We start from the raw sequence: 23,822 nt of genomic DNA on the forward strand, positions 1-23,822 counted from the left end.
CTACCCCCTCCTTAGCCATTCACTCCATCATGGATTTACTGAAACTAATTTCTGACATCGAAAAAGTTGACCCGGAAGTTTACGAACGGCTGGACCCCCGCCGCCGCGTGTTCCGTCACTTTGGCATGGCCGGTAAGGCCGTAACGGCCGCTGTGCTGCCCGGCCTGCTGAGCGGTATCTTCCAGCGCGCTTACGGCCAGACTTCGGCTCTCACGCCCGAAATCATTCAGGTACTGAACCTGGCACTGAGCCTGGAGTATCTGGAGTTCTACTACTACGACAGCGGCCTGAAGGCAACTAACCTCATCCCCAGCGCCGACCGGCCGGCTTTCACCACCATCCGCAACGATGAGTCGGGCCACATTAAAGTGCTGCGCGAGGTGCTGGGCTCCAATGCCATTGCCGACCCCACCCGCGCTGCCTTCGACTACTCTGGCGGCCGGGGCACCAATGGCGGCCCGTTTGCGGCTGTGTTCACCGATTACAAGCTGTTCCTTGGTGTTGCGCAGTCCTTCGTGGATACTGGCGTGCGGGCCTACAAAGGCGGTGCCCCGGTGCTGATGCCCAACAAGGACATCCTGGAATCAGCCCTGAACATTCACTCCGTAGAAGCTCGTCACTCCTCGCACGTACGCACCGTGCGCCGCGGGGTAGAAACCGGCAATGCCAACGCGACCAGCGTACCCGGCGACCTGAGCAACCTGAACCGTATTCCGAAGAGCTGGATTTCGGGTACCGACAACGGCGGCCCCTCGCCAACCACCAACCCCTCTACGACCCCAGTGTACGGCCCCGGTAACCCGGCTGCTGACTACCCAAGCGAAGCAAACACCACGCAAGCTACGCTGCCCATTGTTGTTGCAACTTCGGGGGTAAATGCTGCCCCTGCTTCCGAGGCCTTCGATGAGCCGCTGGACCCCACCACGGTGAAAAGCATTGCCCGGAACTTCGTGAACAACGCCACTACGCTGTTCGTGTAGCGTAGGGCTCAGAAAACAATGCACTAGAGGGTGCCCCTTTTCCGGCCATACCCGGGAGAGGGGCACTTCTATTAGATATTTCCAGACGCATTATCGCTTCAAAGCTTACTGGTTCGAAACACAATAGAACAACCCAGTAATTTTTTGGTCTGGTTGTAAGTGGGTTAGCGTTTTGAAATCGGTCCGCAGAGCAAAAAATACACACGGAGCTTGCAGGAATGATTCTTTGCCTCTACTTTTGCACTCCCTTCCAGAAAGCACCGCGCTTCGGAAAGGAAATGATTCTGTAGCTCAGCTGGTAGAGCAATACACTTTTAATGTATGGGTCCTGGGTTCGAATCCCAGCGGAATCACCACCAAAAGCCCCCGGTTGCCACAGGCAGCCGGGGGCTTTTGCTTTTCGGTGGGGTAGGCGCCTGGCGCGAACCGGCGGCACCGCCGACCCGCACCTGAGAGTTATAGGGCTATTTGCTCTTGAACTTCTGGATGGCCTGCCGGGTGAAGTCAGACAGCACCAGGCGGCCGCTTATGCCGGCGCGCTCCACCAGAAGCTGCTCCCAGTGCTCCGTGCCCTGCCAGATGACGCGCTTCAGGTCCGTGAGGGCCTCGGGGTTGTAGGCGGCGAGCTTGGTAGCAAAGGCCAGCACGGCCGCGTCGAGGGCTTCTTCGGTTTCCAGCACCTCAGCGTACAGTCCTTTTTGCTGGGCCCATTCCGCTGAGCGGAATTCGGCCGCGTCCAGGGCCAGTTGGGCAAAGGCGGCATTGCCAATCTTGCGCTCCACGGCCGGACCAACCACAAACGGACCGATGCCAACCACCAGCTCGCTAAGCTTTACGCTGGCCTGGGGGGTAGCAAAGCAGTAGTCGGTGGCAGCGGCCACGCCTACGCCGCCGCCAATTGCCTTGCCCTGCACCCGGCCAACAATGATTTTGGACGACGTACGGCAGGCATTAATCACTTTCGCGAAGCCCGAGAAGAATTCCAGGCCTTGCGCCTCGTTTTCAATAGCCATCAACTCATCGAAGGAGGCACCGGCGCAGAAAGTCTTGGCACCTTCGCTTTTCAGGATGATGATTTTGGTGCTTTCTTCCTGGCCTACCCGCGTAATGGTGTCGGCCAGCTGGGTCAGCAGGGCACCGGGCAGAGAGTTGTGGCTGGGGTGGAAGAAGCTGATCGTGGCAATGCCTTCCGGGGAAGTGTGGGTGGTAACGGTTCCTGTGGTCATGTAGAACGATAATTGTCATCCTGAGCGGAGCGAAGGACCCTATCACGTATAAATGGTGCTCGTTCTCACAGCTTGTTCAAATGTAACAAGGTCCTTCGCTCCGCCCAGGATGACAGATGGTTTACTTACTCCTGATTTTTCTTTTTCACCATCGTCAGGATGGTGGCTACGGCTACGGTTTCGCCGGTTTCATCGGATACGTCCACCAGCCAGCGTACAATGCCTTTGGCTACGTCCTCGGCATCGCGCTTTTCCTGGCCGATTTTCTCCTTTACCGTGAGCTTCACCCCAATGGTCATGCCGGGGTACACAGGCTTAGTGAAGCGGCACTCATCGAGGCCGTAGTTGAGCAGCACGGGGCCCTTGCGCGGGTCCACGAACATGCCGGCGGCCTTGCTCAGGATGTAGTAGCCGTGGGCCACGCGGCCCGTGAACAGCGTGCCTTCCAGGGAAGTGGCATCCACGTGGGCGTAGAAATTGTCGCCGGAAACCTGAGCAAAGTTGGTGATGTCCGACTCCGTGACGGTATGGCGGTGCGTCGTGTAGGTCTGGCCGATTTCCAACTCCTCGAAGTAGTGCTGGAAGGGGTGCTTGTCGCGCTCCGTTTGCTTGGCTTTGGGTTGATATACCTCCGTAATGGCGGTAATCATACTAGGTGAGCCCTGAATGGCCACGCGCTGCATAAAGTGCTCTACGCCGCGCATACCACCCATTTCCTGACCGCCACCCGCGCGGCCGGGGCCTCCGTGGATGAGCAGGGGTAGGGGGGAACCGTGGCCGGTGCTTTCCTTGGCTACCTCCTCATTAATGACCAAAATGCGGCCGTGGTGCGTGGCCGCGCCGAGCACGAACTCCTGAGCCGTGCGCGGGTCGTTGGTAGCCACGGAACATACCAGAGAACCTTTGCCCATGTTAGCGAGGGTAATGGCCTCGTCGAGGTTCTTATAAGGCATGAGGGTAGCAACGGGCCCGAAGGCTTCTACCTCGTGGGAGTCGGTGAACTTGAACGGCTCGGGGTTCAGCAGTACAATCGGCGACATGAAGGCACCGGTTTTGCAGTCGCCGCCAATCACCTGCACGTTGTCCAGGTCGCCGTACACGATGGGCGTATTCTTGGCCAGCTCGCGCACTTGCTCCCGCACACGGTTGGCCTGGGTCATGTTTACCAACGCCCCCATGCGCACGCCTTCCGCCTGCGGATGACCCACGGTAGTCTGACCCAGGGCCTTGCCGAGGGCAATCTGCACATCTTCGAGCAGGTTTTCCGGCACGATGGCCCGGCGTATGGCCGTGCACTTCTGCCCGGCTTTGGCCGTCATTTCCTTGCGGATTTCCTTGATAAACAAGTCGAACTCTACGGTGCCCGGCACAGCATCCGGCCCCAGCACGGCCGCATTCAGCGAGTCGGCTTCCATAGTGAAGGGCACGGCTTCCGCAATGATACGCGGGTGGGCCCGCAGCTTGCGGCCGGTTTCCGCCGAGCCCGTGAAGGTCACTACATCCTGGTAGGTGACATGGTCCAGGATGCCTTGGCCGGTGCCGCACACCAGCTGCAAAGCGCCTTCGGGCAGAATGTTGGAGGCAATGATTTCGCGTACCACGGCCTCGGTGAGGTAGGCGGTGGGCACGGCCGGCTTGATGATGGCGGGCATCCCTGCCAGCAAATTCACGGCAATCTTCTCCAGCATGCCCCAGATGGGGAAGTTGTAGGCGTTGATGTGCACGGCCACGCCTTCCTTGGGCACCAGTATGTGGTGGCCCATAAAATTGCCTGCCTTTGACAGCGCAATCGGGTCCGACTCCACATAGAACGGCTTATCGGGGAATTTGCGGCGCAGGGAGGCATTAGCGAACAGGTTGCCGATGCCGCCTTCAATGTCAATCCAGGAGTCGGCGCGGGTGGCGCCGCTCCGGTAGCTGAGGGTGTAGAAGTCTTCCTTTTTGCTGTCGAGGTGCAGAGCCAAGGCCTTAATCATGCGACCCCGCTCATGGAAGGTCATTTTGCGCAGGGCTGGGTTGCCGGTGCGGCGGGCGTAATCGAGCATAGAAGCAAAGTCCAGCCCTTCGCCGTTGGCAATGGCAATAACCTCGCCGGTGGAAGCGTCGTGCAGCTCGTGCTGCTCGCCCGTGCCGGGCATCCAGCGGCCCAGCGCGTAGTTTTCAAGGATGGGAGTCATATGGGAGGGTAGGAAGGTAGAAGGTTTAGAAGGGGAGGGGGGTAGGAGGTGGGAGACGGATTGCTACCCGTTCGTAGGGGTTAAGCGCAGCACCAGTACTTCTTCAGCAACTATTACTTCAGACCCAGCAGAAGAAGCAAATCCGCATTTTATGCCGCTAGTAGGGCCGCTTACCTTGAAGTCTAATCCAAAAATGACCGGTTGATGGTCAAAATCGAAGACCATTTCATGAATACCTATGAACTGGAGTTCAATGTCACAATGCTTTATCTGTTTGTAATAACCTTGTGCTTCAACCTCATCAGTCGTTTCACAAGCGGCAATTACAACCGTTATTGATGCGCCGCGCGAAGGGTGGACTTTAAAAGTCATTCTGCTAATGGTCGCATCATGAAAACTCGGCCAATAGCCGAAGTGGTGAAGGACAAGTTCAGAATTGACTATTCGTCTAATTGCAGGGGCTTGATCCTCTATCTCAATCATATCGCAAGTGGACTGTATTAAAATCAGACGAACTGAGAGAGATGCTTCATCTGCGCTCAGCATGACGGCCTTCTAGTTTTTCAAGATTATCCGTCGGTTTTGCGTTCGGCCCAGGTTTGGTAGCTGCCTTGCTGCACCTGGCGGTCGGTGGGAACTTCGCGGAGGGGCTCGCAGGGCTGCAGAGTGGCGTGGAGGTCGGCAGGGAGCTGCATGTAGATGCGCGTGCCTTCCGTTTTCCAGGCCAGCATGTCGTCGCTGACTTGCCGGATGATTTTGTGCGGATTACCAACCACCAGACTGCGCGGCGGAATCACCTCGTCGGCCTTAATGAAGCTGAGGGCCCCGATGATGCTTTCGTCGCCGATTTCCACCCGGTCCATGAGCACAGCGTTCATGCCTACCAGCACATTGCGGCCCACGGTGGCGCCGTGAATAATGGCGCCGTGACCGATGTGGGCCATTTCCTTGAGCCGGGTGGTCGTGCCGGGGAACATGTGCACGGTGCAGTTCTCCTGCACGTTGCAGTTGTCCTCGATGATGATTTGGCCCCAGTCGCCGCGAATAGCCGCGCCGGGCCCGATGTACACGTTGCGGCCGATGATAACGTTGCCCGTTACCGTGGCCTGCGGGTGCACAAACGCCGACTCATGCACCACCGGAACAATACCGTTGAACGAGTAAATCATACCTTCTCGATGATGGCCGCGTAGCCCTGGCCTACCCCCACGCACATCGTGATAAGGGCGTAGCGCTTGTTTTGCTTGTGCAGCTCCAGAGCCGCCGTGTTCAGAATGCGCGCCCCGCTCATACCCAGCGGATGGCCCAGAGCAATGGCGCCCCCGTTGGGGTTGATGCGCGGGTCGGAGCCTTCCAGACCCAGCCCCCGGACGCAGGCCAGGGTTTGGGCGGCAAAGGCTTCGTTGAACTCAATCAGGTCTATCTGGTCGAGGGTCAGGCCAGCCTTTTTCAGGGCCAGTTGCGAGGCCGGCACTGGCCCGATGCCCATGGTGCGCGGCTCTACGCCCGCTACCCCCATACTCACGATGCGGGCCCGCGGGGTGAGGTTATGCTGCTTGATACCGTCTTCTGAAGCCAGCAGCAAGGCCGCCGCGCCATCGTTCAGGCCAGAGGAGTTACCAGCCGTAACGGAGCCATTCTTGCGGAACGCCGGGCGGAGTTTGGCCAGTCCGTCGAGGGTAGTGTTCGACTTGATGAACTCGTCCTCCGCGAATAGCACCGGCTCGCCCTTGCGCTGGGGAATAGGCACAGCCACGATTTCCTCGGCGAAGCGGCCGGAGTCGCGGGCACGGCCGGCGCGCTGGTGCGATTCGTAGGCAAACTGATCCTGGTCTTCGCGGCTGATGTGGTACTGGTCCACTAGGTTTTCGGCCGTTTCGCCCATGGCGTCGGTGCCGTATAGTTCTTCCAGCTTCTCGTTGATGAAACGCCACCCGAAGCTGGAATCATACATTTTGGAGTCGGTGCCAAAGGCCTTGCTGGGCTTCGACATGACGTAAGGGGCGCGGGTCATGCTCTCTACCCCCCCGGAGATGAACAAGTCCCCGTCGCCGCTCTGAATGGCGCGAGCGGCGGCAATGCTGGCCGAGAGGCCCGAGGCGCAGAGGCGGTTGACGGTTTCGCCGGGCACGGAGGTAGGCAGGCCAGCCAGCAGCAAGGCCATGCGGGCCACGTTGCGGTTGTCTTCGCCAGCTTGGTTGGCGCAGCCCATGAGTACATCGGCAATGGCGGCCGGGTCGACAGAAGCATTGCGCTGCAGCAGTTCCCGGATTACCAGGGCCGCCATGTCATCGGGTCGGACGGCGGCCAGCGTACCCCCAAAGTTTCCGATGGGCGTCCGGATACCGTCAATGATATAGGCTTGATTCATGTCAGTTGTGAGTTACCAGTTGCTGGTTGTCAGTATTCCATTGCTGTGCCGGACCTTTTATACATGGCTCACAGCTGAAAACTGATAACCGGCAACTGACATTACAGTATTTCGTTGTTGGTGCGGTAGGCAGTACCCTTAAACAGGGCCAGTACCGTGCCGTGCTGATTGGTAGCGCGAATCTGATACACGCCTACTTTGTGCTTGAGGCTTTCTTCGCGGGCTTCCACGGTAATCACGTCGCCGAGCTTGCCAGCTTCGAGGTAGTCAATTGTGACGGTGAGGCCCACGCTTTGGCGGCCGTGGCTGTTGCAGGCAAAAGCAAACGCCGAATCGGCCGCTGAAAACGTAACGCCCCCGTGCAGGGCCGCAAAGCCGTTGAGCATGTCGGGGCGCACGGTGAAATGCAGGCGGCAGTAGCCGGGTCCGACTTCATCTATTTCCAACCCGAGCAGTTTGCTGAACGCATCATGATGCAGCATGCGGTCTTTTACGGCCTCGGCTTTGCTGCTACTGCTGGTTGCTTGCGGTTGGCTCATGCTGGAAAAAGGTTTGGCCGGCCCGCACCATGCGGCGCAGGAGCGGGCTGGCCCGGTAGCGGTCCTCGTGGTACTCTTCGTAAAGACTATCAAGCGTGGTCAGGACGGTATCCAGTCCCAGCGCATCGGCCCAGGCCAGCAGGCCATTGGGGTAGTTGACGCCCTTGGTCATGGCCAGCTCCAGGTCGGTGGGGGAAGCCACGTTCAGGGCCAGCGCATCCACGGCTTCGTTGATGAGCATGGCCAGAATGCGGTTGAGAATCAGGCGGCCCAGCTGCTCGTCGGGGGTAGGGACGGGGGCAGTGGCACCTTCGCGGTAGTCGTAAAAGCCGCGGCCCGACTTCCGGCCGTAGTAACCAGCCTCGAATAAGCGCTTCTGGGTGAAACTGGGCTTATAACGTGGGTCGAAGAAGAAGGACGTGAAGACCGACTCTGTGACGCGGTAGTTGACATCGTGGCCGATGAAATCCATGAGCGCAAACGGGCCCATGCGGAAGCCGCCCAACTCGGTCATAGCCCAGTCGATGGTCGCCATATCGGCAATGCCTTCTTCCAGAATCCGGATGGCCTCGCCGTAGAAGGGCCGCGCCACGCGGTTCACGATGAAGCCCGGCGTATCCTTCGCCAGCACCGGCAGCTTGCCCCAGCTCTGCACCAGGTCGCGCACCTGCTCGGCCAGACCCGCCCGCGTCTGCACCGCCGGAATCACCTCCACCAGCTGCATAATAGGCGCCGGGTTGAAGAAGTGAATCCCGATGAAGCGCTCCGGTTTCTGGCAAGCGGAGGCAATGGAAGCAATGGACAGGGACGAGGTGTTGCTAGCCAGGATGCAGTCTTCGGACACCAGCATTTCTACCTCCCGAAACAGCTGTTGCTTTACGCCCAAGTCTTCCACAATGGCTTCCAGCACCAGTCCGCAGTCATTGAATGTGCCAATGTCTTCGGTGAGATGGAGGCGGCTGAAGGTGGCTGTTGCGTCTTCCGTTGTCAGCTTGCCTTTCTCGGCCAGCTTGTTCAGGCTGCTCTGAATAGACTGCCCGGCGCGCTGCAGGGCCTGGGTGTTCTGGTCGAGAAGGCGGACTGTGTGGCCGGCGGTGGCTACTACCTGGGCAATGCCGGCACCCATGGCGCCGCTGCCGATGATACCGACAATCATTGGCCCGTAAAGCTAGGTTGACGTTTTTCCATGAAAGCCGCTACCCCCTCGCGGTAGTCAGATGTGTTGCCGGCCCGCAACTGGAAGTCAGCTTCGTAGCGCAACTGCTGGGTCAGGTCGTTGCTGAACGATACGTTTAGGAGCTGCTTGGTATAGGCCAAGCCTTTGGTGGGCATGGCCGCCAGCTTCTTCACCAGGGCCTGCGCTTCTTGCTCAAAGGTCTCGTCGGGGAAGGCTTTGTAAATCATGCCCATCTGCACGGCTTCGGCGGCCGAGACCTTGTCGCCGGTCATCATGAGGGCCGAGGCGCGCTGCATGCCAATGAGGCGGGGCAGGAAGAAGGTGCCGGCGCTGTCCGGAATCAGGCCAATCTTGCTGAACGCCTGAATAAACGAGGCCGATTCCTTGGCTACCACAATATCACAGGCCAAAGCCAGGTTGGCGCCTGCGCCGGCCGCTACCCCATTCACGGCCGCTACTACCGGCTTCTCCACCCCCCGAATCAGCTCCACGATGGGGTTGTACAACTTCTCTACAATCTCCGCTACTTCGGGGCTTTCGGGGCCCGTGATTTCGGCCAGGTCCTGGCCAGCGCAGAAGGCTTTGCCGGTGCCGGTGAGCAGCACGGCGCGCACCGCGGGGTTCTGCTGGCACTCGCGCAGATGCTGCTGCAAGGCCAGGGCTACCTCTTTGTTGACGCTATTGAAAACCTGGGGCCGGTTAAAGCAGATGGTGGCTACGCCGCCATCAAGGGAGAAAAGCAGGGAAGGAGAGTCGGACATGAGAAGTAGGGTGGGAGAAAATAAAATCGGCCGTCATGCTGAGCGGAGCCGAAGCATCTCTACCGCTTCGTTGCAGCAGTAACTTAACGAAGCGGTAGAGATGCTTCGACTCCGCTCAGCATGACGTGCTTGTAATAGTGCACCAGCTTAAGCGTGGCATTTGAAGTAGTCGAAGGGCTCCAGGCAGTCGTCGCACTGGTAGTGAGCTTTGCAGGCGGTGGAGCCGAACTGGCTCACCAGGTGGGTGTGCTCCGACTTACAAAGCGGACAGCGCACAGCCGTGTCGGCCCCGAACAGGTTGAGCATGTGGCCGGTGGCAGTACCATCAACGGGGGGCGCAATGCCATACGCTTCCAGCTTCTCGCGGCCCGCCTGCGACATCCAGTCGGTGGTCCAGGCCGGACTGAGCTTGTTGTGAATGTGCAGCTTGGTAATGCCATCCGAAAGCAGCCGCAGTCGAATTTCGGTGGCAATGGTGTTCATGGCCGGGCAGCCGGAGTAGGTAGGCGTGATGGTGACGTGGACTTCCTCGCCCTCCACCCGCACCGCGCGCACAATGCCCAGGTCCAGAATGCTGAGCACGGGCACTTCCGGGTCGGAAACCTCTTCCAGCAGCTGCCAGATGTGCTCCTCAGTCGGTGCTGCCAGGTGCTCTACCATTGCAAGCCGGGGTAGGTACGCTGGAGATATTGCAGCTCGGCCAGGAGGTAGCCCAGGTGCTCGGAGTGGCGGCCGTCTTTGCCACCTTTCTGCATGAACACGCCCTGGGGCACGGGCAGGGTAGCCTCCTCGAATACGCGGGTTACGTGAGCGTCAATCTGCTGCTGGATGGCTGCGTAGTCGGGCACAAAACCGGCAGCTTGCAGGGCCTTTTCGGTAGCAGAAGGGGTAGTCAACTCACCGCTGTAGCGCCAGAGGTTCTCGATGGCCTTTTCCACCCGGCGGCGGCTTTCCTCGGTACCATCACCTAGGCGAATTACCCACTCGGCGCTCCACTTGATGTGGTAGGCCGCTTCCTTCACCGACTTCTCGGCAATGGCTGCCAACTGCGCGTCCGGGCCCGACTGCAATTGTAGGAGCAGGTGATAGTGGAAACAGTCGTAGATAAATTGCCGCACGATGGTGCCGGCAAAGTCGCCGTTGGGCTGCTCCACCAGCAGCGGATTGCGGTACTCCACGGCGCTGCGCAAGTAGGCCAGGTCGTCCTCCGTGCGGCCTTTGCCTTCCAGCTCGGCGGCGTACTGGTAGTAGCTGCGGGCCTCACCCAGCAAGTCCAGGGCAATGTTGGCCATGGCCAGGTCCTGCTCCAGAATAGGGCCGTGGCCGCACCACTCCGAGAGGCGGTGGGCCAGAATCAGGCTGGTATCGGCCAGCTGCAGCACAAAAGCAAACAGGTTCGCCTGGGTTTCGGGGGTAGGAGCCGGGGTGGCTTGCGTGGGCATCGGGGAATCCGTCATCGGTTACATGTGCTTGATGGAATCCGGCACCTGATAAAAGGTCGGATGGCGGTAGATTTTATCGTTGGCCGGCTCGTAGAAAGCGGCCGAATCGTCGGGGTTGGAGGCGTGTACGTGCTTGCTCTCCACCACCCAGATGCTTACGCCTTCCAAGCGCCGCGTGTACACGTCGCGGGCATTCTGGATGGCCATTTCGGCGTCGGCGGCGTGGAGGCTACCGACGTGCTTGTGGTCGAGGCCCTGCTTGCTGCGGATAAAAACTTCCCAGAGCGGCCATTCTTTCTGCGACATGTAAAAGGTAGGGTGAGAGGGTAGGCGGGTAAGAGTTTATGAGGGGCAAGGGGGGTAGGAGGTGGATGCCCTCAAAGAAAATTATCCGTTCTGCTGAGCTTAGCGGAAGCATCTCGCGAGCCAGAGGTGGGTGGGAACTCAGCGTTTCAAGCCAAATGCCCCAGCTAGCTCAGCAGAACGGGTACCGGTGAAAACTAGGCGGCCACCAGGGCCGCTTCGCGCTGCTTGCGTTTTTCGGCGTGGGCCAGGGCGGCTTCGCGCACCCAGGCGCCTTCCTCGTGGGCCTGTACGCGGGCCTGCAGGCGCTCCTGGTTGCACATGCCGTTGCCCTTCACCACGTTCCAGAATTCCTCCCAGTCCACGTCGCCGAAATCGTAGCCCTGCTTGGCTTCGTTCCACTTCAGGTTGGGGTCGGGCACCGTGAGGCCCAGGAACTCGGCCTGGGGCACCATCATGTCCACGAATTTCTGGCGCAGCTCGTCGTTGGTGAAGCGCTTGATGCGCCACTTCATCGACTGCTCCGTGTTCGGCGACTCGGAATCTTTGGGGCCGAACATCATCAGCGTGGGCCACCACCAGCGGTTCAGGCCTTCCTGGGCCATGGCCTTCTGCTCCGGCGAGCCTTCGCACAGCGTCTGCATAATCTCGAAGCCCTGACGCTGGTGGAAGCTTTCTTCCTTGCACACGCGCACCATGGCGCGGGCGTAGGGGCCGTAGGACGTGCGGCACAGGGGCACCTGGTTCAGGATGGCAGCACCATCTACCAGCCAGCCCACGCAGCCCATATCGGCCCAGCTGAGGGTAGGGTAGTTGAAAATGCTTGAATACTTGGCTTTGCCCGAGTGCAGGTCGGCCAGCATTTGGTCGCGGGAGGCACCCAGGGTTTCGGCGGCGGAGTAGAGATAGAGGCCGTGGCCGGCTTCGTCCTGCACCTTGGCCAGCAGAATGGATTTGCGCTTGAGCGAAGGAGCCCGCGTAATCCAGTTGCCTTCCGGCAGCATGCCCACCAGCTCAGAGTGCGCATGCTGCGAAATCTGCCGGATCAGGGTTTTGCGGTAGGCATCGGGCATCCAATCCTTGGGTTCAATGCGCACATCCGCATCAATGCGGGCCTGAAACTGTTCTTCCTGGGTGAGTTCTAGCGTTTCCATGCCTCTTTAACAAAGCTTAACTAACATTCGTTAGTTAAATGTAGAGAAAAGTTTGGGTTGTCAGTGTAGCCTTATTGTCTAATTAACTGGTATTCCCCGTTCCAACTAACCGGACTATTGCTACCATAATCGGTATCGTTGTAGAATAAATGTACTTTCAAGATACCGCCATCCAGTGTGATTTCGCCTTTATAGCCATAATCTCCTCGTTTATGTAGAATAAGATGACCTGGCAAAGTTCCTCTGTCTGTTTGTGGTAATGGCAGTAGAATGCTATCCTCAAATGTTTTGTTGAAAAGAGCAGACAGCGGGTCATGCACCATTCGGCGTCGTTGGCCGGTAAGTAACACAAACGGTTTGCCCGCTACTATCCTCAGCTCGGCTTTCGGATTGTTTCCAACCTTAGCGCAACTACTGACTAGTAGTATTCCTGAAAGAAACAGGTAGAGATGCTTCGGCAAGCTCAGCATGACGTCCTATTTTTGCTGCTTACTGGTCAAAATCTACTGATACCTTCTCCGAGGTAGGGCGGGCCTGGCAGGAGAGGACGTAGCCTTTGGCCACTTCGGTATCGGAGAGGGAGTAGTTCACGTCCATTTCCACGGTGCCTTCTGTTACGCGGCAACGGCAGGTGCTGCACATGCCGTTTTTGCAGGAGTAGGGCGCGTCGGCACCGGTTTCCAGCAGGGCGTCCAGAATCGTGTCGCCGTAGTACGACATTTCCAGGATGCGCTTGGTGCCTTCTAGTTGGACGGTTACCTGGCTGTGCTTGTCGTCCTCACCAACAGGGCGCTGGGCCTGGCGGGCGGCGGCCCGCTGGGCGCTGCCGGCGGAGCCAAACATCTCGAAGTGAATCTTTTCGGGGGCTACTCCAGCTTCGGCCAGCACGTCCCTCACGTCGTTGATCATCTCCTCGGGGCCGCAGATGAAGGCCTCGTCGATGGCCTCGGCCGGCACAATCTTCTCCAGGAACAGGCGGGCTTTGTCGGCGTTGATGCGGCCGAAGAGCAGATCGGTGTCGCCTTGCTCGCGGCTAAGGATGTGGTACACGCTCAGGCGGTCCACGAACCGGTTTTTCAGGGCCTCAATTTCCTCCTTAAAGATAATAGAGTTGCGTCCCCGGTTACCATAGATCAGGTACACCCGGCTGTGGGGCTCGGTCAGGAGCACCGTTTTGATGATGGACATAACCGGCGTAATGCCCGAACCCGCCGCGAATAGCACGTAGAGCTTCTGCTGCTCGGGGTGCAGCTCAGTGTAGAAATGGCCCATGGGCGGCATCACCTCCAACTCTTCGCCCACCCGCAGCTTTTCTACCGCCAGGGAGGAGAAACGACCTTCCGGTACTTTTTTAATAGCTACCCGCCACTCATTGTCCAGGGGGCTGCTGCAGATGGAGTAGCTCCGGCGCAGCTCTTCGCCCTCATGCTCGCGGCGGAAGGTGAGGTACTGGCCCTGGGTGAACCTGAACGTCTCGCGCAGGTCGGCGGGCACATCCAGCGACACGCTCACGCAATCCGGGGTTTCCCGGACGATGCTCTTGATTTTGACTTTATGAAAACGGCTCATGGGTATCTGTTGCGAGTTGTCAGTTGCCGGTTGTCAGTGTTCTTCTGGAACAGCACTGACAACCGGCGACCGACAACTGATAACTTATTTTTTCTCCAGCCCGGTGAGGAGCATGGTAATAATATTGGCTTCCAGCTCCTCGGCCGACAGCTCGCGGCCGGGGCGGTACCAGAGCTCCACCCAGCGCACGGCCGAAAGAATGGTGAACAAGGCCACCGACACATTCACGGGCTGAAACTCGCCGGCAGCAATGCCCTGCTCAATCAGGGCGGCGAAGCCTTTTTCGTACTGCTTGCGGGCCTGCTTGAACTCGGTGAGGGCGGGCTCAGGCAGGTACTTCCAGTCGTGGTTGGCTACCGAAACGGCCGCGCCATCCTCAATCATGAGGCGGATGTGCAGCCGGATCAGGGCCTTTATTTTCTCGACGTACGGCGCGTCGGTGGCTTCTATTTCGGCCAATTGGGAAATGTAGGTGCTCGATACCCGAAAGCAGATCAGCTCCAGAATCTCGTCCTTGGACCGGATGTGGTTGTACATGCTGGCCGCCTCGATGCCCACCTCCCCGGCCAGGTCGCGCATGGAGGTGCCCCCGAAGCCTTTCTGCTTGAACAGCTTGGCGGCTTCTTCCAGAATGAGCTGGCGCTTGTTGGATTTGCGGGTTGTAAGCATGGGGGGAAAGGGTAGGAGGTCAGTAGCCGTACGCCAACGGCCGGCTAAAGATTGCGCAAATCTTTGACCCGACTCAGCTTGCCGCCCTCGCTGCGCGGCAGCTGCCCGAAGCCCAGCAGCGTGACCTTCATGCTGAGCCCGATGTTGTCCTTGATTTTCTTGGCAAACGCGCCTTTCAGGGTCTTCAGGCAGTCGTGCTGCTGCACTACCTCGTCGGTCAGGGCCTCCAGGCCCAGCTCCCGCATCAGCACCTCATCTATTTCCACGTTCACTTCCACCTCATCCAGGCTACCCCGGCGCGAAGCTACAACCTGATAATACGGGCTCACCTGCTCCATACTGCTGATGATGTCCTCGACCTGGGTCGGGAAGAAATTGACGCCCCGGATAATCAGCATATCGTCGGCGCGGCCCCGGATGGGGCCCATTTTGACGTGGGTGCGCTTGTGGGAGTGCTCGTAGGTGAGGTTGGTTATGTCGCCGGTCCAGTAGCGCAGAATGGGCATGGCCTTTTTGGTGAGGGTAGTCAGCACCAGCACGCCGTACTCGCCCTCGGCCACCGGCTCGCCGGTTTCCTGGCTGACGATTTCGGGGTAGAAATGGTCTTCCCAGATGTAGCTGCCCGTGCCGCGCTCCTCGGCATCTTCCTGCGACACGCCCGGCCCCATAATCTCGCTGAGGCCGTAGATGTTGGTGGCCCGCACGCCCAGCCCCTGCTGCACCTGCCCCCGAATGGCCTCGCTCCAGGGCTCGGCGCCCAGCACGGCATACTGCAGGTTAATGGCTTCCAGCGGGATTTCGCGCCGCTTCAGCTCTTCGGCCAGTACCTGGGCGTAGGAGGGGGTAGCGCACAGCACTTCGGGCTGGAAATCCTGCAGGAGCTGCAGCTGCCGGTCGGTGCTACCCCCCGACACGGGAATAACCGTCAGGCCCAGCTTTTCGGCCCCGTAGTGAATGCCCAGCCCGCCCGTGAACAGGCCGTAGCCGTAGGCGTTCTGGAGTTTCATGCCCGGCTGGCAGCCCGCCGCGGCCAGGGAGCGGGCCACTACCTCCGCGAAAACCTGCAGGTCGTCGGCCGTGTAGCCCACCACCGTAGCCTTGCCCGTCGTGCCGCTGGAGCAGTGCAGGCGCGCCACCTCGGTTTGGGGCACCGCAAACAGCCCGAAGGGGTAGTTGTCGCGGAAGTCAGCCTTTTTGGTGAAACCCAGCTTGCCCAGATCTTCCAGGCCCTTGAAGGAGGCAGGATTGATGCCCAGCTCGTCGAACTTCTGCCGATAGAACGGAACGCGCTGGTACACATACTGCACCTGCTCTTTCAGGCGCTCGTTCTGCAAGACCCGCAGCTGCGGCAGCGACAGGCGTTCCATTTCAGGGTTGAACAACATGGGCGGAAGGCTAGGATGGGGGACGGAGGTGGCAAGATACTGTTTTAATCAACACAAACGAATGTTTGTTAGTATGATTTGAGCAGGAAGAATTAATCCTGATTGTCAGGCTTGATCTGGCGTCCGCGCAGACAAAGCATCTTTACCGCTTCGTTGAGTGCGCTTCCAGGGAGTAGCCAGCGGTAGAGACACTTCGGCTGCGCGGACACTTGATCAAGCCTGACACGCCCCTTTTCCTGACCGTCTTCCCAAAAGGCAAGCCGCCCTACCCCCTGCATATTCGTGTAACTAAAGCGGCCGTTTGCCAGTCTAAAAAGGAGATGTTCCACTGACCTTCTCCTTCGAGCTATATGGCAAACACTCCTTCTTCGCAGCGTCTTCAACACCAGGTGGCCCTTGTTACGGGCGGTAGCTCCGGCATCGGGGCGGGGGTAGCCAAGGCCATGGCGGCCGAAGGTGCCACGGTTGTGGTTAACTATGCCCACAGCGCCGAGGAAGCCAAGGCCGTGGTGGCCGACATTGAAAAAGCCGGCGGCAAGGCTGTGGCCGTGAAGGCCGACGTCAGCAAGGAAGATGAAGTGCTGGCCATGTTCGCCCAGATTCGGGAGCAGTTCCAGACCCTGCACATCCTGGTAAACAACTCCGGCATTCAGCAGGATGCCACCTTCCTGGAAATGACCCTGGAGCAGTGGCAAAAGGTGATTGACGTGAACCTGACCGGGCAGTTTCTGTGCGCCCGCGAGGCCGCCCGCGAGTTTGTGCGCCGGGGCCCGCAGCCGGAAATATCCAGGGCCACGGGCAAAATCATCTGCATGAGCTCGGTGCACGAGGTGATTCCGTGGGCCGGCCACGTCAACTACGCCACCAGCAAGGGCGGCATTATGCAGCTGATGAAAAGCATGGCCCAGGAGCTGGCCCCGCACAAAATCCGGGTGAACAGCATCGGGCCCGGCGCCATCAAAACCCCCATCAACAACGAAGCCTGGGAAACCCCGGAAGCGGCCGAAAAACTGCTGACCCTAATTCCGTACGGCCGCATAGGCGAAACCGACGACATCGGGAAAGTAGCCGTGTGGCTGGCCTCGGATGAGGCGGACTACGTAACCGGCACCACCATTTTCGCCGACGGTGGGATGACCCTGTATCCGGGCTTTGCGGATAATGGTTGACTAGGGGCCTGGCTCCGGAGCAACCCGGAGCCTGATGCGTAATTCGGGTTAAATCAGCTACCTCTACGGGCCCGCGGCGGATGAAACTACCTCACCGCGGGCCCGCTACCCCCTTATGACTCAGGAACAACAACGGCAGCAGCAGGCGCAGGAGGGTGAGGCGGCCTGGTACCGCTTTGGGCCCTACGTATCGGAGCGGCAGTGGGGTACCGTGCGCGAAGATTACTCGGCCGAAGGCAATGCCTGGACGTACCTCACCCACGACATGGCCCGCAGCAAGGCCTACCGCTGGGGCGAAGACGCCATTGGCGGCGTCTCGGACAACCAGCAGCTGCTGTGCCTGGCGCCGGCATTCTGGAACGGGCACGACCCCATACTCAAGGAGCGGCTGTTTGGGCTGAGTGGGCCGGAGGGCAACCACGGCGAGGACGTGAAGGAGCTGTACTACTACCTCGACAGCACCCCCACGCACTCCTATATGCGCATGCTGTACAAGTATCCGCAGCACGCCTACCCCTACGCGTGGCTGGTGCAGGAAAATGCCCGCCGCAGCCGCCTCAAGCCCGAGTTTGAGCTGCTGGATACCTGCATCTTCCACGAAAACCGCTACTTCGACATCTTTCTGGAGTACGCTAAGGCCGGCCCCGACGACCTGCTGTTGCAGATAACGGTGCACAACCGGGGCCTCCAGGCCGCGCCGCTGCATGTGCTACCCCACCTGTGGTTTCGTAACACCTGGGCCTGGGGCTACGATGACTACAAGCCTCAGCTCAAAGGCACCGACGCCGGCCATATTCAGGTGGAGCACCAGAAACTGCCGGCCCTGCAGCTGTACTGCGACCAGGTGGAGGGCCACGGTCCGGACTTGCTTTTCTGCGACAACGAAACCAATACTCAGCGCCTCTACGGTACCCCCAACGCCAGCGCCTACTGCAAAGACGGCATCAACGACTACCTCCTGCACGGCAGCCAAACCGCCGTGAACCCCAGCCAGGAAGGCACCCGCGCCGCCGCCCACTACCAGCTGACCATACCGGCCCAGCAGAGCCGGGTGGTGCGGCTGCGGCTGGCCGCCCCCGGTTTGGCCGCTCCCTTCGCTGATTTTGCTACCCTGCTGCAGCAGCGCCAGGCCGAGGCCGATGAGTTCTACGAGCAGCTGCAAACCGGCCTGACCAACCCCGACGCCCGCAACGTACAGCGCCAGGCGCTGGCCGGCATGCTCTGGAGCAAGCAGTTCTATTACTACGATGTGGCGGAGTGGCTACAGGGTGACCCCGCTTTGCCGCGCCCGCCGGCCGAACGGCTGCGCAACCGCAACCACGCCTGGGGCCACCTCAACAACGCCGACATCATTTCCATGCCCGACAAGTGGGAGTACCCCTGGTACGCGGCCTGGGACCTAGCCTTCCACTGCCTGCCGCTGGCCATGGTCGATGCCGAGTTTGCCAAGAAGCAGCTGCAGCTGCTTTGCCAAGACTGGTATATGCACCCCAACGGCCAGCTGCCGGCCTACGAGTGGAACTTCTCCGACGTGAACCCGCCCGTGCACGCCTGGGCCACCTGGCGCGTGTACAAAATGGACAAAAAGCAGCGCGGCGGCCAGGGCGACACCGCGTTTCTGGAAAGCGTGTTCCACCGCCTGCTGCTCAACTTCACTTGGTGGGTAAACCGCAAGGACCGTAACAACCGCAATGTGTTCGAGGGCGGCTTTCTGGGCCTGGATAACATTGGGGTGTTTGACAGGAGTGCCCCGCTGCCCGATGGCGCCTACATTGAGCAGGCCGATGGCACGGCCTGGATGGCCATGTTTGCCCTGAATATGATGCGCATGGCCCTGGAGCTGGCCCGCCACAACCCCGTGTACCAGGATATGGCCAGCAAGTTCTTCGAGCACTTCCTCTACATTGCCCACGCCATGACCAACCTGGCCGATGAGCAGATTGATATGTGGGACGAGGAAGACGGCTTCTACTACGATATGCTGCACACCCCGGAGCACGGTCGCCTACCCTTGCGCGTGCGGTCTATGGTGGGCCTGATTCCGCTGTTTGCCGTGGAGGTGCTGGATGAGGACACTCTCCAGCTGATGCCCCGCTTCGTGTACCGCCTGAACTGGTTTCTGGACCACCGGCCTCAGCTCGCGGCCCTCGTGTCGCGGTGGCAGGAGCCCGGCAAGGGCCAGAGTCACCTGCTTTCCTTGCTGCGCGGGCACCGCATGAAGAAGCTGCTCCGCCGCGCCCTGGATGAGGCCGAATTTCTGTCGGAATACGGGGTGCGGGCCCTTTCGCGCTACCACCTGCAGCATCCGTTTGTGTTTGAGCGCGAAGGCCACGACGCAGCCGTGGTCGATTACCAGCCCGGCGAATCGACTACCTCCCTGTTCGGCGGGAACAGCAACTGGCGTGGCCCCCTCTGGATGCCCATGAACTTCCTGCTCGTGGAGTCATTGCAGCGCTTCTACCATTACTACGGCCCCGATTTCAAGGTGGAATACCCTACCGGCTCGGGCCACTACAGCACGCTGCTGGAAATTTCGCAGGCCCTGACGGAGCGCCTCACCCGGCTGTTTCTGCGCGACGCCAATGGCCGACGGCCCTGCTTCGGCCCCAGCCAGCAGCTGCAGCAGGACCCGCACTTCCGGGACTACCTGCTTTTTCACGAGTACTTCCACGGCGACACGGGGCAGGGCCTCGGGGCCAGTCACCAAACCGGCTGGACCGGCCTGATTGCCAAGCTGCTCCAGCCCCGTCCCAATGGCTGAAAGCCGTTCGTGAGTTCTGCCTGATAGGCGTACCGAAGCAGTGCGCCCTACCATTGTGGTGGTCGTTGCCATGGGGCGTGGGGCTTGGCCCCAGGCCCGGGGAGAGAGGTAGTTCTTGCCTGCCGTTTCTGCCTGCCTCCGGCACCCTGCGGCTTTTCTACCCCCACCTCGGGATTGAAGGCCTGGGAACTCCCGGGGCGAGTCTGCCAAAAAATGTTTATACTCCCTCTCTTAAACCCTGCTTTGTTCTTTTTCGGAGCCTTTTTGCGGGCTCCGCTGTTCCTTCTGCGTGACTGATTCCACTACTACCCTGCCCGCCCGCCCCGATCTGCTGCGCATCCCCTACGATGACTACCGCGCCCTGCCGGCCATTGCCAACTCCGACCTCTCGCGCCTGCGCGACGCGCTTAACGGCCGCGCCCCCCGCCCCCATACCAGCGTAGGCGGGGCCCTGGGCCTGGGCACGGCCTTCCATACGGCCCTGCTGGAGCCGAATCTGTATGAGCCCGGGCAGCCCGGCATCAACGACACCCTGATCTGGTGGATGGTGGACGGCGTGAAGCTGCACCCCGAGGTAAACGCCCTGCTGGAGGCCGGTATTCCCGAGCCCAGCTGTATTTTCACGGAGCCCGTTACGGACACGCTCTGCAAGCTGCGCGCCGATCTGGTGGTAAACCAGCCCGGGCAGCCCTACACCATCGTGGATTTCAAAACCACCATGGCCCGCGACCATAACCACTTTGTGGAGCAGTGCACCCAGTACGACTACGACCGGCAGGCCGCCTTCTACGCCGACGCGCTGCACGCCGACCGTTTCCTGCTGATTGGGGTGCAGAAGGTGGAGCCCTTCAAAGTGTTCGTGTACGAGGTGCCGCCCCTGCTACGCAACGAAGGGCGCGCCAAGTACCTGCGCCTGCTGAAGCTGCTGCAGCCCGAAACGCCGGTACCGCTGTCGGTAGTGCAGGCCGTGCGCGAAGTGCGCGACGCCCTGAACGGGGTGGACTAAAGCCGGACCCGGCGCTTCGCGGCGGGTTTCCGTCTCTCTCATTGCTGAACTCAGTGGAGGGGGGGCGCGTACTGTCTTGGCGGCGGCTGCGCTTGATTAGCCGCTACCCACCCGGTTCAGCCGGGGGCCAGACGCCTGCTACAGCGGTAGCCGGAACTCCTGACAGGAAACGACCAGAAAACCACCTGATAAATTAATTAGCGGATTAAGTAGGATAAATACTTAACGTCGGTTATACTTGTAGTATATCTGACGAAAAACTGACTTTGCAAATGCGTCATTTCCGCAATAATCTCCAGAATAATAACTCGAATAATACTCTTATTCGAGACTGGAAGGCTATTGCTCCTTTGGAAAAATGAATAATCAGTAACTGATTTTCTTTCAAAGCCTTCCGCTGCCACGGAAGGCTTTTTTTGTGCCTGCAGTCCGATTCTGTTCCCCAGAGCGGCCAGAGTGAAACCGGGTATCCTGCGCACAACTAATTTCCGGAATTCCAAAAAAAACTCCCCGCCGGGAGAGGGGAATTCGTGTGCCTTTTCAAAACAAAAATCATTTCCCAAACACCTAAACGCACTTCTCATGACCGCGCAGGAATTATTGAAAACGGAGGAAGCCATCAGCTTCGTAAAAGAAACCTTTGCCAAAGAACTCAGCACCCGGCTGCAGCTCAGCAAAGTGTCGGCGCCGATTGCCGTTCTGGACGGTACCGGTATCAACGATGACCTGAACGGCATTGAGCGCCCGGTGGGCTTCCCCATTAAGGCCCTGGATGAGCGCCGCGCGGTGGTGGTGCACTCCCTGGCCAAATGGAAGCGGGTGCGCCTGCAGGAGCTGGGCATTGAGGCCGGCCGCGGGCTGCTAACCGACATGCGCGCCCTGCGCCCCGACGAGGACTACTCGCCCATTCATTCTATTTACGTGGACCAGTGGGACTGGGAAAAGCACATTACCCCCGAGCAGCGCACCCCGGCGTTTCTGAAAGCCACCGTGGAGCGCATTTACGAAGCGCTGAAAACCACTGAGGCCCGCGTTAGCGCCGAGTACCCGGAAATCACCCCGATGCTGCCCGGAAAAATTACCTTCCTGCACACCGAAGATTTGCTGCAGCAGTACCCGGCCCTGACGCCCAAGGAGCGGGAGCATGCGGCCGTAAAGCAGTACGGCGCCGTATTCCTGATGGGCATCGGCCACGAGCTCAGCCACGGCGAGCCCCACGACGGCCGTGCCCCCGACTACGACGACTGGAGCACGGAAACGGAGGGCGGCTACCGCGGCCTCAACGGCGACATTCTGCTCTGGCACCCGGTGCTGGAAACCTCCTTCGAAGTATCGTCGATGGGTATCCGGGTGGATAAGCAGGCGCTGGTGCGCCAGCTGGCCCTGCGCGGCTGCCAAGACCGGCAGGCGCTGTCGTTCCACTCGCGTCTGCTTCAGGATGAGCTTCCCCAGAGCATTGGTGGCGGCATTGGGCAAAGCCGGGTGTGTATGTTTATGCTGCGCAAAGCGCACATCGGGCAGGTGCAGGTGAGCATTTGGCCGGAAGCCGTGCGGGCCGAGCTGGCGGGCACGGGCGTGGGCCTGCTGTAAGCCAGGGCCTACCACACGTTGCCTGCTAGGGCAACCCAGGCGGGGAAGCAGGTTTGGCGGCCGTAGCTTCTCCGCCTGCTTGTGGTGGTGGAATGACGGGCGGCTTCCAGCCGCTCTGGTCAGCGCAGCAACTGCCGGGCCGCCGCCGCTCCGCTGACCAGAGCGGCCTCCACCGTGCCAATGTACGGGCCATGATACACGCCTTCCCCTGCAAAAAACAACGTGTCGGCCACGGGAGTAGCCAGGGTGGCGCGGTGAGCCGCCGCGTGCAGGGCCGAGTAGGAGTAGGCTCCGCGCGCCAGCGGATCGGCGGCCCAGTTCACGACGCGGTGGGCCCGCAGGTGCTCCCGCAGGAAAGCCGGGGTAGTGCCCAGCAGGTAGGCCACGGAGTCCAGCGCTTCGGCCAGCAGCTCCGCGTCGGGGGTGTGGCGGCGCCGGTGGGCCGCCGGACCGGCCAGCCAGCCCGTCAGGACCGGGCGCGGGTCCGGGAGCTGGGTCCACCAGGTCGGAATCGGGGCATCGGAGAAAAGGAAGTCGAGGTTGGGCAGGGGCTGCGCCAGCAGCGGAGCCGCCTGCTGCCAGAGGGGCGCATCAAACTCCAGCAGCACCTTAATAACGGGACCAAACCCCAGGGCCTGCGCGGCCGCCCGGTGCTGGGGTAGCTCGGGCTTCAGGTGCAGGTAGCCCTCCTGCCCGGGCTGGGCCTGCAGCACGCCCAGGGGCACGGTAAGCAGCACTTGGCGGGCCTGCACCAGCTTTCCATCGGCGCAGCGCGCACGTACCTGGCCCGGCTGCCAATGAATTTCGGTTACTACAGTGTTCAGCTGAATGACCGCCCCGGCGGCTTGCGCCTGCTGGCCCAGCCACGCTACCAGACGACCGTAGCCCCCCTCCGGCCGGGGCGAGTCTTCGGCCCCGGTGCCGCTCCACTCTTCGCGCAGGGCAAAGGTGCTGGCCCGGCTGGCATCGGCCGCGTCGTAGCCTTCGGCAAAGCGCCGTACCTGCTCGCGCAGGGTGCGGTGCTCCTGCCCGGGAAAGTAGCGGACCAGAAAGGAGTTCAGGTCCACGTCGTGCGGAAGCTCGCGGAGTTTTTCCAGCAGCAGGGGCATGTCGTCGAAGAAGGACGCGGTGGGCCGGGCGCGGCCCGCTTCCACCGCGTAGGTGGTGCCGGCTGTATCGTGGCAGGCCATACCGGCCTCCGCGAGCAGCTGGCGCGTGAGCGGTACGTCGCCGTGCAGAAACTCAGCCCCACCTTCGGCCGGCTGCGCAAAGCCACCCTCCCGGGATGTATCAATGCGTCCGCCCAGGCGGTTACGGCCTTCCAGTAGCAGCACCCGACGCCCGGCGCGGGCCAGGGTGCGGGCCGCCAGTAAGCCGGCCGCGCCACCCCCAATAAGCAGGATATCAGGTTCAGGCATGGAGTATAAAGCAGACCACAACGGCAGGCCGCGCGCTCTTGGGTACGTAACGCAGGCGCTTCGCGTTGGTGCTGCCTCCCGCTGCACCCCGGGCCGGCCGGGGGGGCCGCAGAAGCGTTACCGGG

Annotated in this window: 21 protein-coding genes and 1 tRNA gene; 6 read left to right on the forward strand and 16 right to left on the reverse strand. The window is 60.5% G+C overall.

Translation table 11 applies throughout. The annotated features are described in order from the left end of the window. Positions 1 to 29: 29 nt before the first annotated feature. Positions 30 to 980, forward strand: coding sequence for a ferritin-like domain-containing protein (locus GGU46_RS18320; RefSeq protein WP_183405018.1), 951 nt, complete (start codon positions 30 to 32; stop codon positions 978 to 980). A 280-nt stretch (positions 981 to 1,260) separates the two neighbouring features. Then, a tRNA-Lys gene (locus GGU46_RS18325) sits at positions 1,261 to 1,336 on the forward strand. A 108-nt stretch (positions 1,337 to 1,444) separates the two neighbouring features. Here GGU46_RS18325 and GGU46_RS18330 read toward each other — a convergent pair. The 15 genes from GGU46_RS18330 to GGU46_RS18400 form a co-directional block, all read right to left on the reverse strand. Beyond that, on the reverse strand, positions 1,445 to 2,206 hold the full coding sequence (locus GGU46_RS18330; RefSeq protein ID WP_183405019.1) for an enoyl-CoA hydratase/isomerase family protein: 762 nt from the start codon (positions 2,204 to 2,206) through the stop codon (positions 1,445 to 1,447). 125 nt (positions 2,207 to 2,331) lie between these two features. Then, a complete protein-coding gene (paaZ, locus tag GGU46_RS18335) occupies positions 2,332 to 4,383 on the reverse strand; it encodes a phenylacetic acid degradation bifunctional protein PaaZ (RefSeq protein WP_183405020.1) in 2,052 nt (683 codons plus the stop codon). 63 nt (positions 4,384 to 4,446) lie between these two features. Further along, positions 4,447 to 4,929: an Imm50 family immunity protein gene (locus tag GGU46_RS18340; RefSeq protein ID WP_215906391.1), complete on the reverse strand. Its 483-nt coding sequence runs from the start codon at positions 4,927 to 4,929 to the stop codon at positions 4,447 to 4,449. 23 nt (positions 4,930 to 4,952) lie between these two features. Further along, positions 4,953 to 5,552: an acyltransferase gene (locus tag GGU46_RS18345; RefSeq protein WP_183405022.1), complete on the reverse strand. Its 600-nt coding sequence runs from the start codon at positions 5,550 to 5,552 to the stop codon at positions 4,953 to 4,955. Continuing rightward, entirely contained in the window at positions 5,549 to 6,754 is a 1,206-nt protein-coding gene (pcaF, locus tag GGU46_RS18350; protein WP_183405023.1) for a 3-oxoadipyl-CoA thiolase, read from the reverse strand. The genes GGU46_RS18345 and pcaF overlap by 4 nt, the downstream gene beginning before the upstream one ends. Before the next feature lie 101 nt (positions 6,755 to 6,855). Beyond that, on the reverse strand, positions 6,856 to 7,293 hold the full coding sequence (paaI, locus tag GGU46_RS18355) for a hydroxyphenylacetyl-CoA thioesterase PaaI (protein WP_183405024.1): 438 nt from the start codon (positions 7,291 to 7,293) through the stop codon (positions 6,856 to 6,858). Then, positions 7,265 to 8,449: a 3-hydroxyacyl-CoA dehydrogenase NAD-binding domain-containing protein gene (locus GGU46_RS18360; RefSeq protein WP_183405025.1), complete on the reverse strand. Its 1,185-nt coding sequence runs from the start codon at positions 8,447 to 8,449 to the stop codon at positions 7,265 to 7,267. The genes paaI and GGU46_RS18360 overlap by 29 nt, the downstream gene beginning before the upstream one ends. Then, positions 8,446 to 9,231 (reverse strand): enoyl-CoA hydratase-related protein, encoded by a 786-nt coding sequence (locus GGU46_RS18365; protein WP_183405026.1) that lies wholly within the window; start codon positions 9,229 to 9,231, stop codon positions 8,446 to 8,448. Before GGU46_RS18365 ends, GGU46_RS18360 begins: the two co-directional genes overlap by 4 nt. Before the next feature lie 147 nt (positions 9,232 to 9,378). After that, positions 9,379 to 9,891 carry a 1,2-phenylacetyl-CoA epoxidase subunit PaaD gene (gene paaD / locus GGU46_RS18370; RefSeq protein ID WP_183405027.1) on the reverse strand — a complete coding sequence of 171 codons (513 nt, stop codon included), beginning with the start codon at positions 9,889 to 9,891 and terminating at the stop codon, positions 9,379 to 9,381. Next, positions 9,885 to 10,673: a 1,2-phenylacetyl-CoA epoxidase subunit PaaC gene (gene paaC / locus GGU46_RS18375; protein WP_183405097.1), complete on the reverse strand. Its 789-nt coding sequence runs from the start codon at positions 10,671 to 10,673 to the stop codon at positions 9,885 to 9,887. The genes paaD and paaC overlap by 7 nt, the downstream gene beginning before the upstream one ends. An 18-nt stretch (positions 10,674 to 10,691) precedes the next feature. Then, positions 10,692 to 10,979: a 1,2-phenylacetyl-CoA epoxidase subunit PaaB gene (gene paaB / locus GGU46_RS18380; protein ID WP_183405028.1), complete on the reverse strand. Its 288-nt coding sequence runs from the start codon at positions 10,977 to 10,979 to the stop codon at positions 10,692 to 10,694. A gap of 194 nt (positions 10,980 to 11,173) precedes the next feature. Further along, on the reverse strand, positions 11,174 to 12,130 hold the full coding sequence (gene paaA, locus GGU46_RS18385) for a 1,2-phenylacetyl-CoA epoxidase subunit PaaA (RefSeq protein WP_183405029.1): 957 nt from the start codon (positions 12,128 to 12,130) through the stop codon (positions 11,174 to 11,176). A gap of 489 nt (positions 12,131 to 12,619) precedes the next feature. Further along, on the reverse strand, positions 12,620 to 13,699 hold the full coding sequence (gene paaE, locus GGU46_RS18390; protein WP_183405030.1) for a 1,2-phenylacetyl-CoA epoxidase subunit PaaE: 1,080 nt from the start codon (positions 13,697 to 13,699) through the stop codon (positions 12,620 to 12,622). Between the two features lie 84 nt (positions 13,700 to 13,783). Next, on the reverse strand, positions 13,784 to 14,368 hold the full coding sequence (locus tag GGU46_RS18395; protein WP_183405031.1) for a TetR/AcrR family transcriptional regulator: 585 nt from the start codon (positions 14,366 to 14,368) through the stop codon (positions 13,784 to 13,786). A 44-nt stretch (positions 14,369 to 14,412) separates the two neighbouring features. Next, positions 14,413 to 15,753 (reverse strand): phenylacetate--CoA ligase family protein, encoded by a 1,341-nt coding sequence (locus GGU46_RS18400; protein ID WP_183405032.1) that lies wholly within the window; start codon positions 15,751 to 15,753, stop codon positions 14,413 to 14,415. 350 nt (positions 15,754 to 16,103) lie between these two features. Between GGU46_RS18400 and GGU46_RS18405 the strand changes: the two genes are divergently transcribed. The 4 genes from GGU46_RS18405 (at position 16,104) to asnA (ending at position 22,279) form a co-directional block, all read left to right on the forward strand. Next, positions 16,104 to 16,922 carry an SDR family oxidoreductase gene (locus tag GGU46_RS18405; RefSeq protein ID WP_183405033.1) on the forward strand — a complete coding sequence of 273 codons (819 nt, stop codon included), beginning with the start codon at positions 16,104 to 16,106 and terminating at the stop codon, positions 16,920 to 16,922. 115 nt (positions 16,923 to 17,037) lie between these two features. Then, on the forward strand, positions 17,038 to 19,683 hold the full coding sequence (locus tag GGU46_RS18410) for an MGH1-like glycoside hydrolase domain-containing protein (protein WP_183405034.1): 2,646 nt from the start codon (positions 17,038 to 17,040) through the stop codon (positions 19,681 to 19,683). 289 nt (positions 19,684 to 19,972) lie between these two features. Then, entirely contained in the window at positions 19,973 to 20,689 is a 717-nt protein-coding gene (locus tag GGU46_RS22510) for a PD-(D/E)XK nuclease-like domain-containing protein (RefSeq protein WP_183405035.1), read from the forward strand. A 582-nt stretch (positions 20,690 to 21,271) separates the two neighbouring features. Continuing rightward, complete coding sequence (asnA, locus tag GGU46_RS18420; protein WP_183405036.1) at positions 21,272 to 22,279, forward strand: aspartate--ammonia ligase; 1,008 nt, start codon at positions 21,272 to 21,274, stop codon at positions 22,277 to 22,279. Positions 22,280 to 22,398: 119 nt separating this feature from the next. On the opposite strand, the gene GGU46_RS18425 is transcribed toward asnA, so the two are convergent. After that, positions 22,399 to 23,697, reverse strand: a complete 1,299-nt coding sequence (locus GGU46_RS18425) for a flavin monoamine oxidase family protein (RefSeq protein ID WP_183405037.1) — start codon at positions 23,695 to 23,697, stop codon at positions 22,399 to 22,401. Positions 23,698 to 23,822 lie beyond the last annotated feature (125 nt).

Origin of the sequence: Hymenobacter latericoloratus (assembly GCF_014199535.1) — a bacterium.
Classification (GTDB): Bacteria; Bacteroidota; Bacteroidia; order Cytophagales; family Hymenobacteraceae; genus Hymenobacter; species Hymenobacter latericoloratus.

Coding starts and splice junctions, on each gene's coding strand:
- GGU46_RS18320 (WP_183405018.1), top strand. CDS start 30: ATGGATTTACTGAAACTAATTTCTGACATCGAAAAAGTTGACCCGGAA.
- GGU46_RS18330 (WP_183405019.1), bottom strand. CDS start 2,206: ATGACCACAGGAACCGTTACCACCCACACTTCCCCGGAAGGCATTGCC.
- paaZ (WP_183405020.1), bottom strand. CDS start 4,383: ATGACTCCCATCCTTGAAAACTACGCGCTGGGCCGCTGGATGCCCGGC.
- GGU46_RS18340 (WP_215906391.1), bottom strand. CDS start 4,929: ATGCTGAGCGCAGATGAAGCATCTCTCTCAGTTCGTCTGATTTTAATA.
- GGU46_RS18345 (WP_183405022.1), bottom strand. CDS start 5,552: ATGATTTACTCGTTCAACGGTATTGTTCCGGTGGTGCATGAGTCGGCG.
- pcaF (WP_183405023.1), bottom strand. CDS start 6,754: ATGAATCAAGCCTATATCATTGACGGTATCCGGACGCCCATCGGAAAC.
- paaI (WP_183405024.1), bottom strand. CDS start 7,293: ATGAGCCAACCGCAAGCAACCAGCAGTAGCAGCAAAGCCGAGGCCGTA.
- GGU46_RS18360 (WP_183405025.1), bottom strand. CDS start 8,449: ATGATTGTCGGTATCATCGGCAGCGGCGCCATGGGTGCCGGCATTGCC.
- GGU46_RS18365 (WP_183405026.1), bottom strand. CDS start 9,231: ATGTCCGACTCTCCTTCCCTGCTTTTCTCCCTTGATGGCGGCGTAGCC.
- paaD (WP_183405027.1), bottom strand. CDS start 9,891: ATGGTAGAGCACCTGGCAGCACCGACTGAGGAGCACATCTGGCAGCTG.
- paaC (WP_183405097.1), bottom strand. CDS start 10,673: ATGCCCACGCAAGCCACCCCGGCTCCTACCCCCGAAACCCAGGCGAAC.
- paaB (WP_183405028.1), bottom strand. CDS start 10,979: ATGTCGCAGAAAGAATGGCCGCTCTGGGAAGTTTTTATCCGCAGCAAG.
- paaA (WP_183405029.1), bottom strand. CDS start 12,130: ATGGAAACGCTAGAACTCACCCAGGAAGAACAGTTTCAGGCCCGCATT.
- paaE (WP_183405030.1), bottom strand. CDS start 13,699: ATGAGCCGTTTTCATAAAGTCAAAATCAAGAGCATCGTCCGGGAAACC.
- GGU46_RS18395 (WP_183405031.1), bottom strand. CDS start 14,368: ATGCTTACAACCCGCAAATCCAACAAGCGCCAGCTCATTCTGGAAGAA.
- GGU46_RS18400 (WP_183405032.1), bottom strand. CDS start 15,753: ATGTTGTTCAACCCTGAAATGGAACGCCTGTCGCTGCCGCAGCTGCGG.
- GGU46_RS18405 (WP_183405033.1), top strand. CDS start 16,104: ATGGCAAACACTCCTTCTTCGCAGCGTCTTCAACACCAGGTGGCCCTT.
- GGU46_RS18410 (WP_183405034.1), top strand. CDS start 17,038: ATGACTCAGGAACAACAACGGCAGCAGCAGGCGCAGGAGGGTGAGGCG.
- asnA (WP_183405036.1), top strand. CDS start 21,272: ATGACCGCGCAGGAATTATTGAAAACGGAGGAAGCCATCAGCTTCGTA.
- GGU46_RS18425 (WP_183405037.1), bottom strand. CDS start 23,697: ATGCCTGAACCTGATATCCTGCTTATTGGGGGTGGCGCGGCCGGCTTA.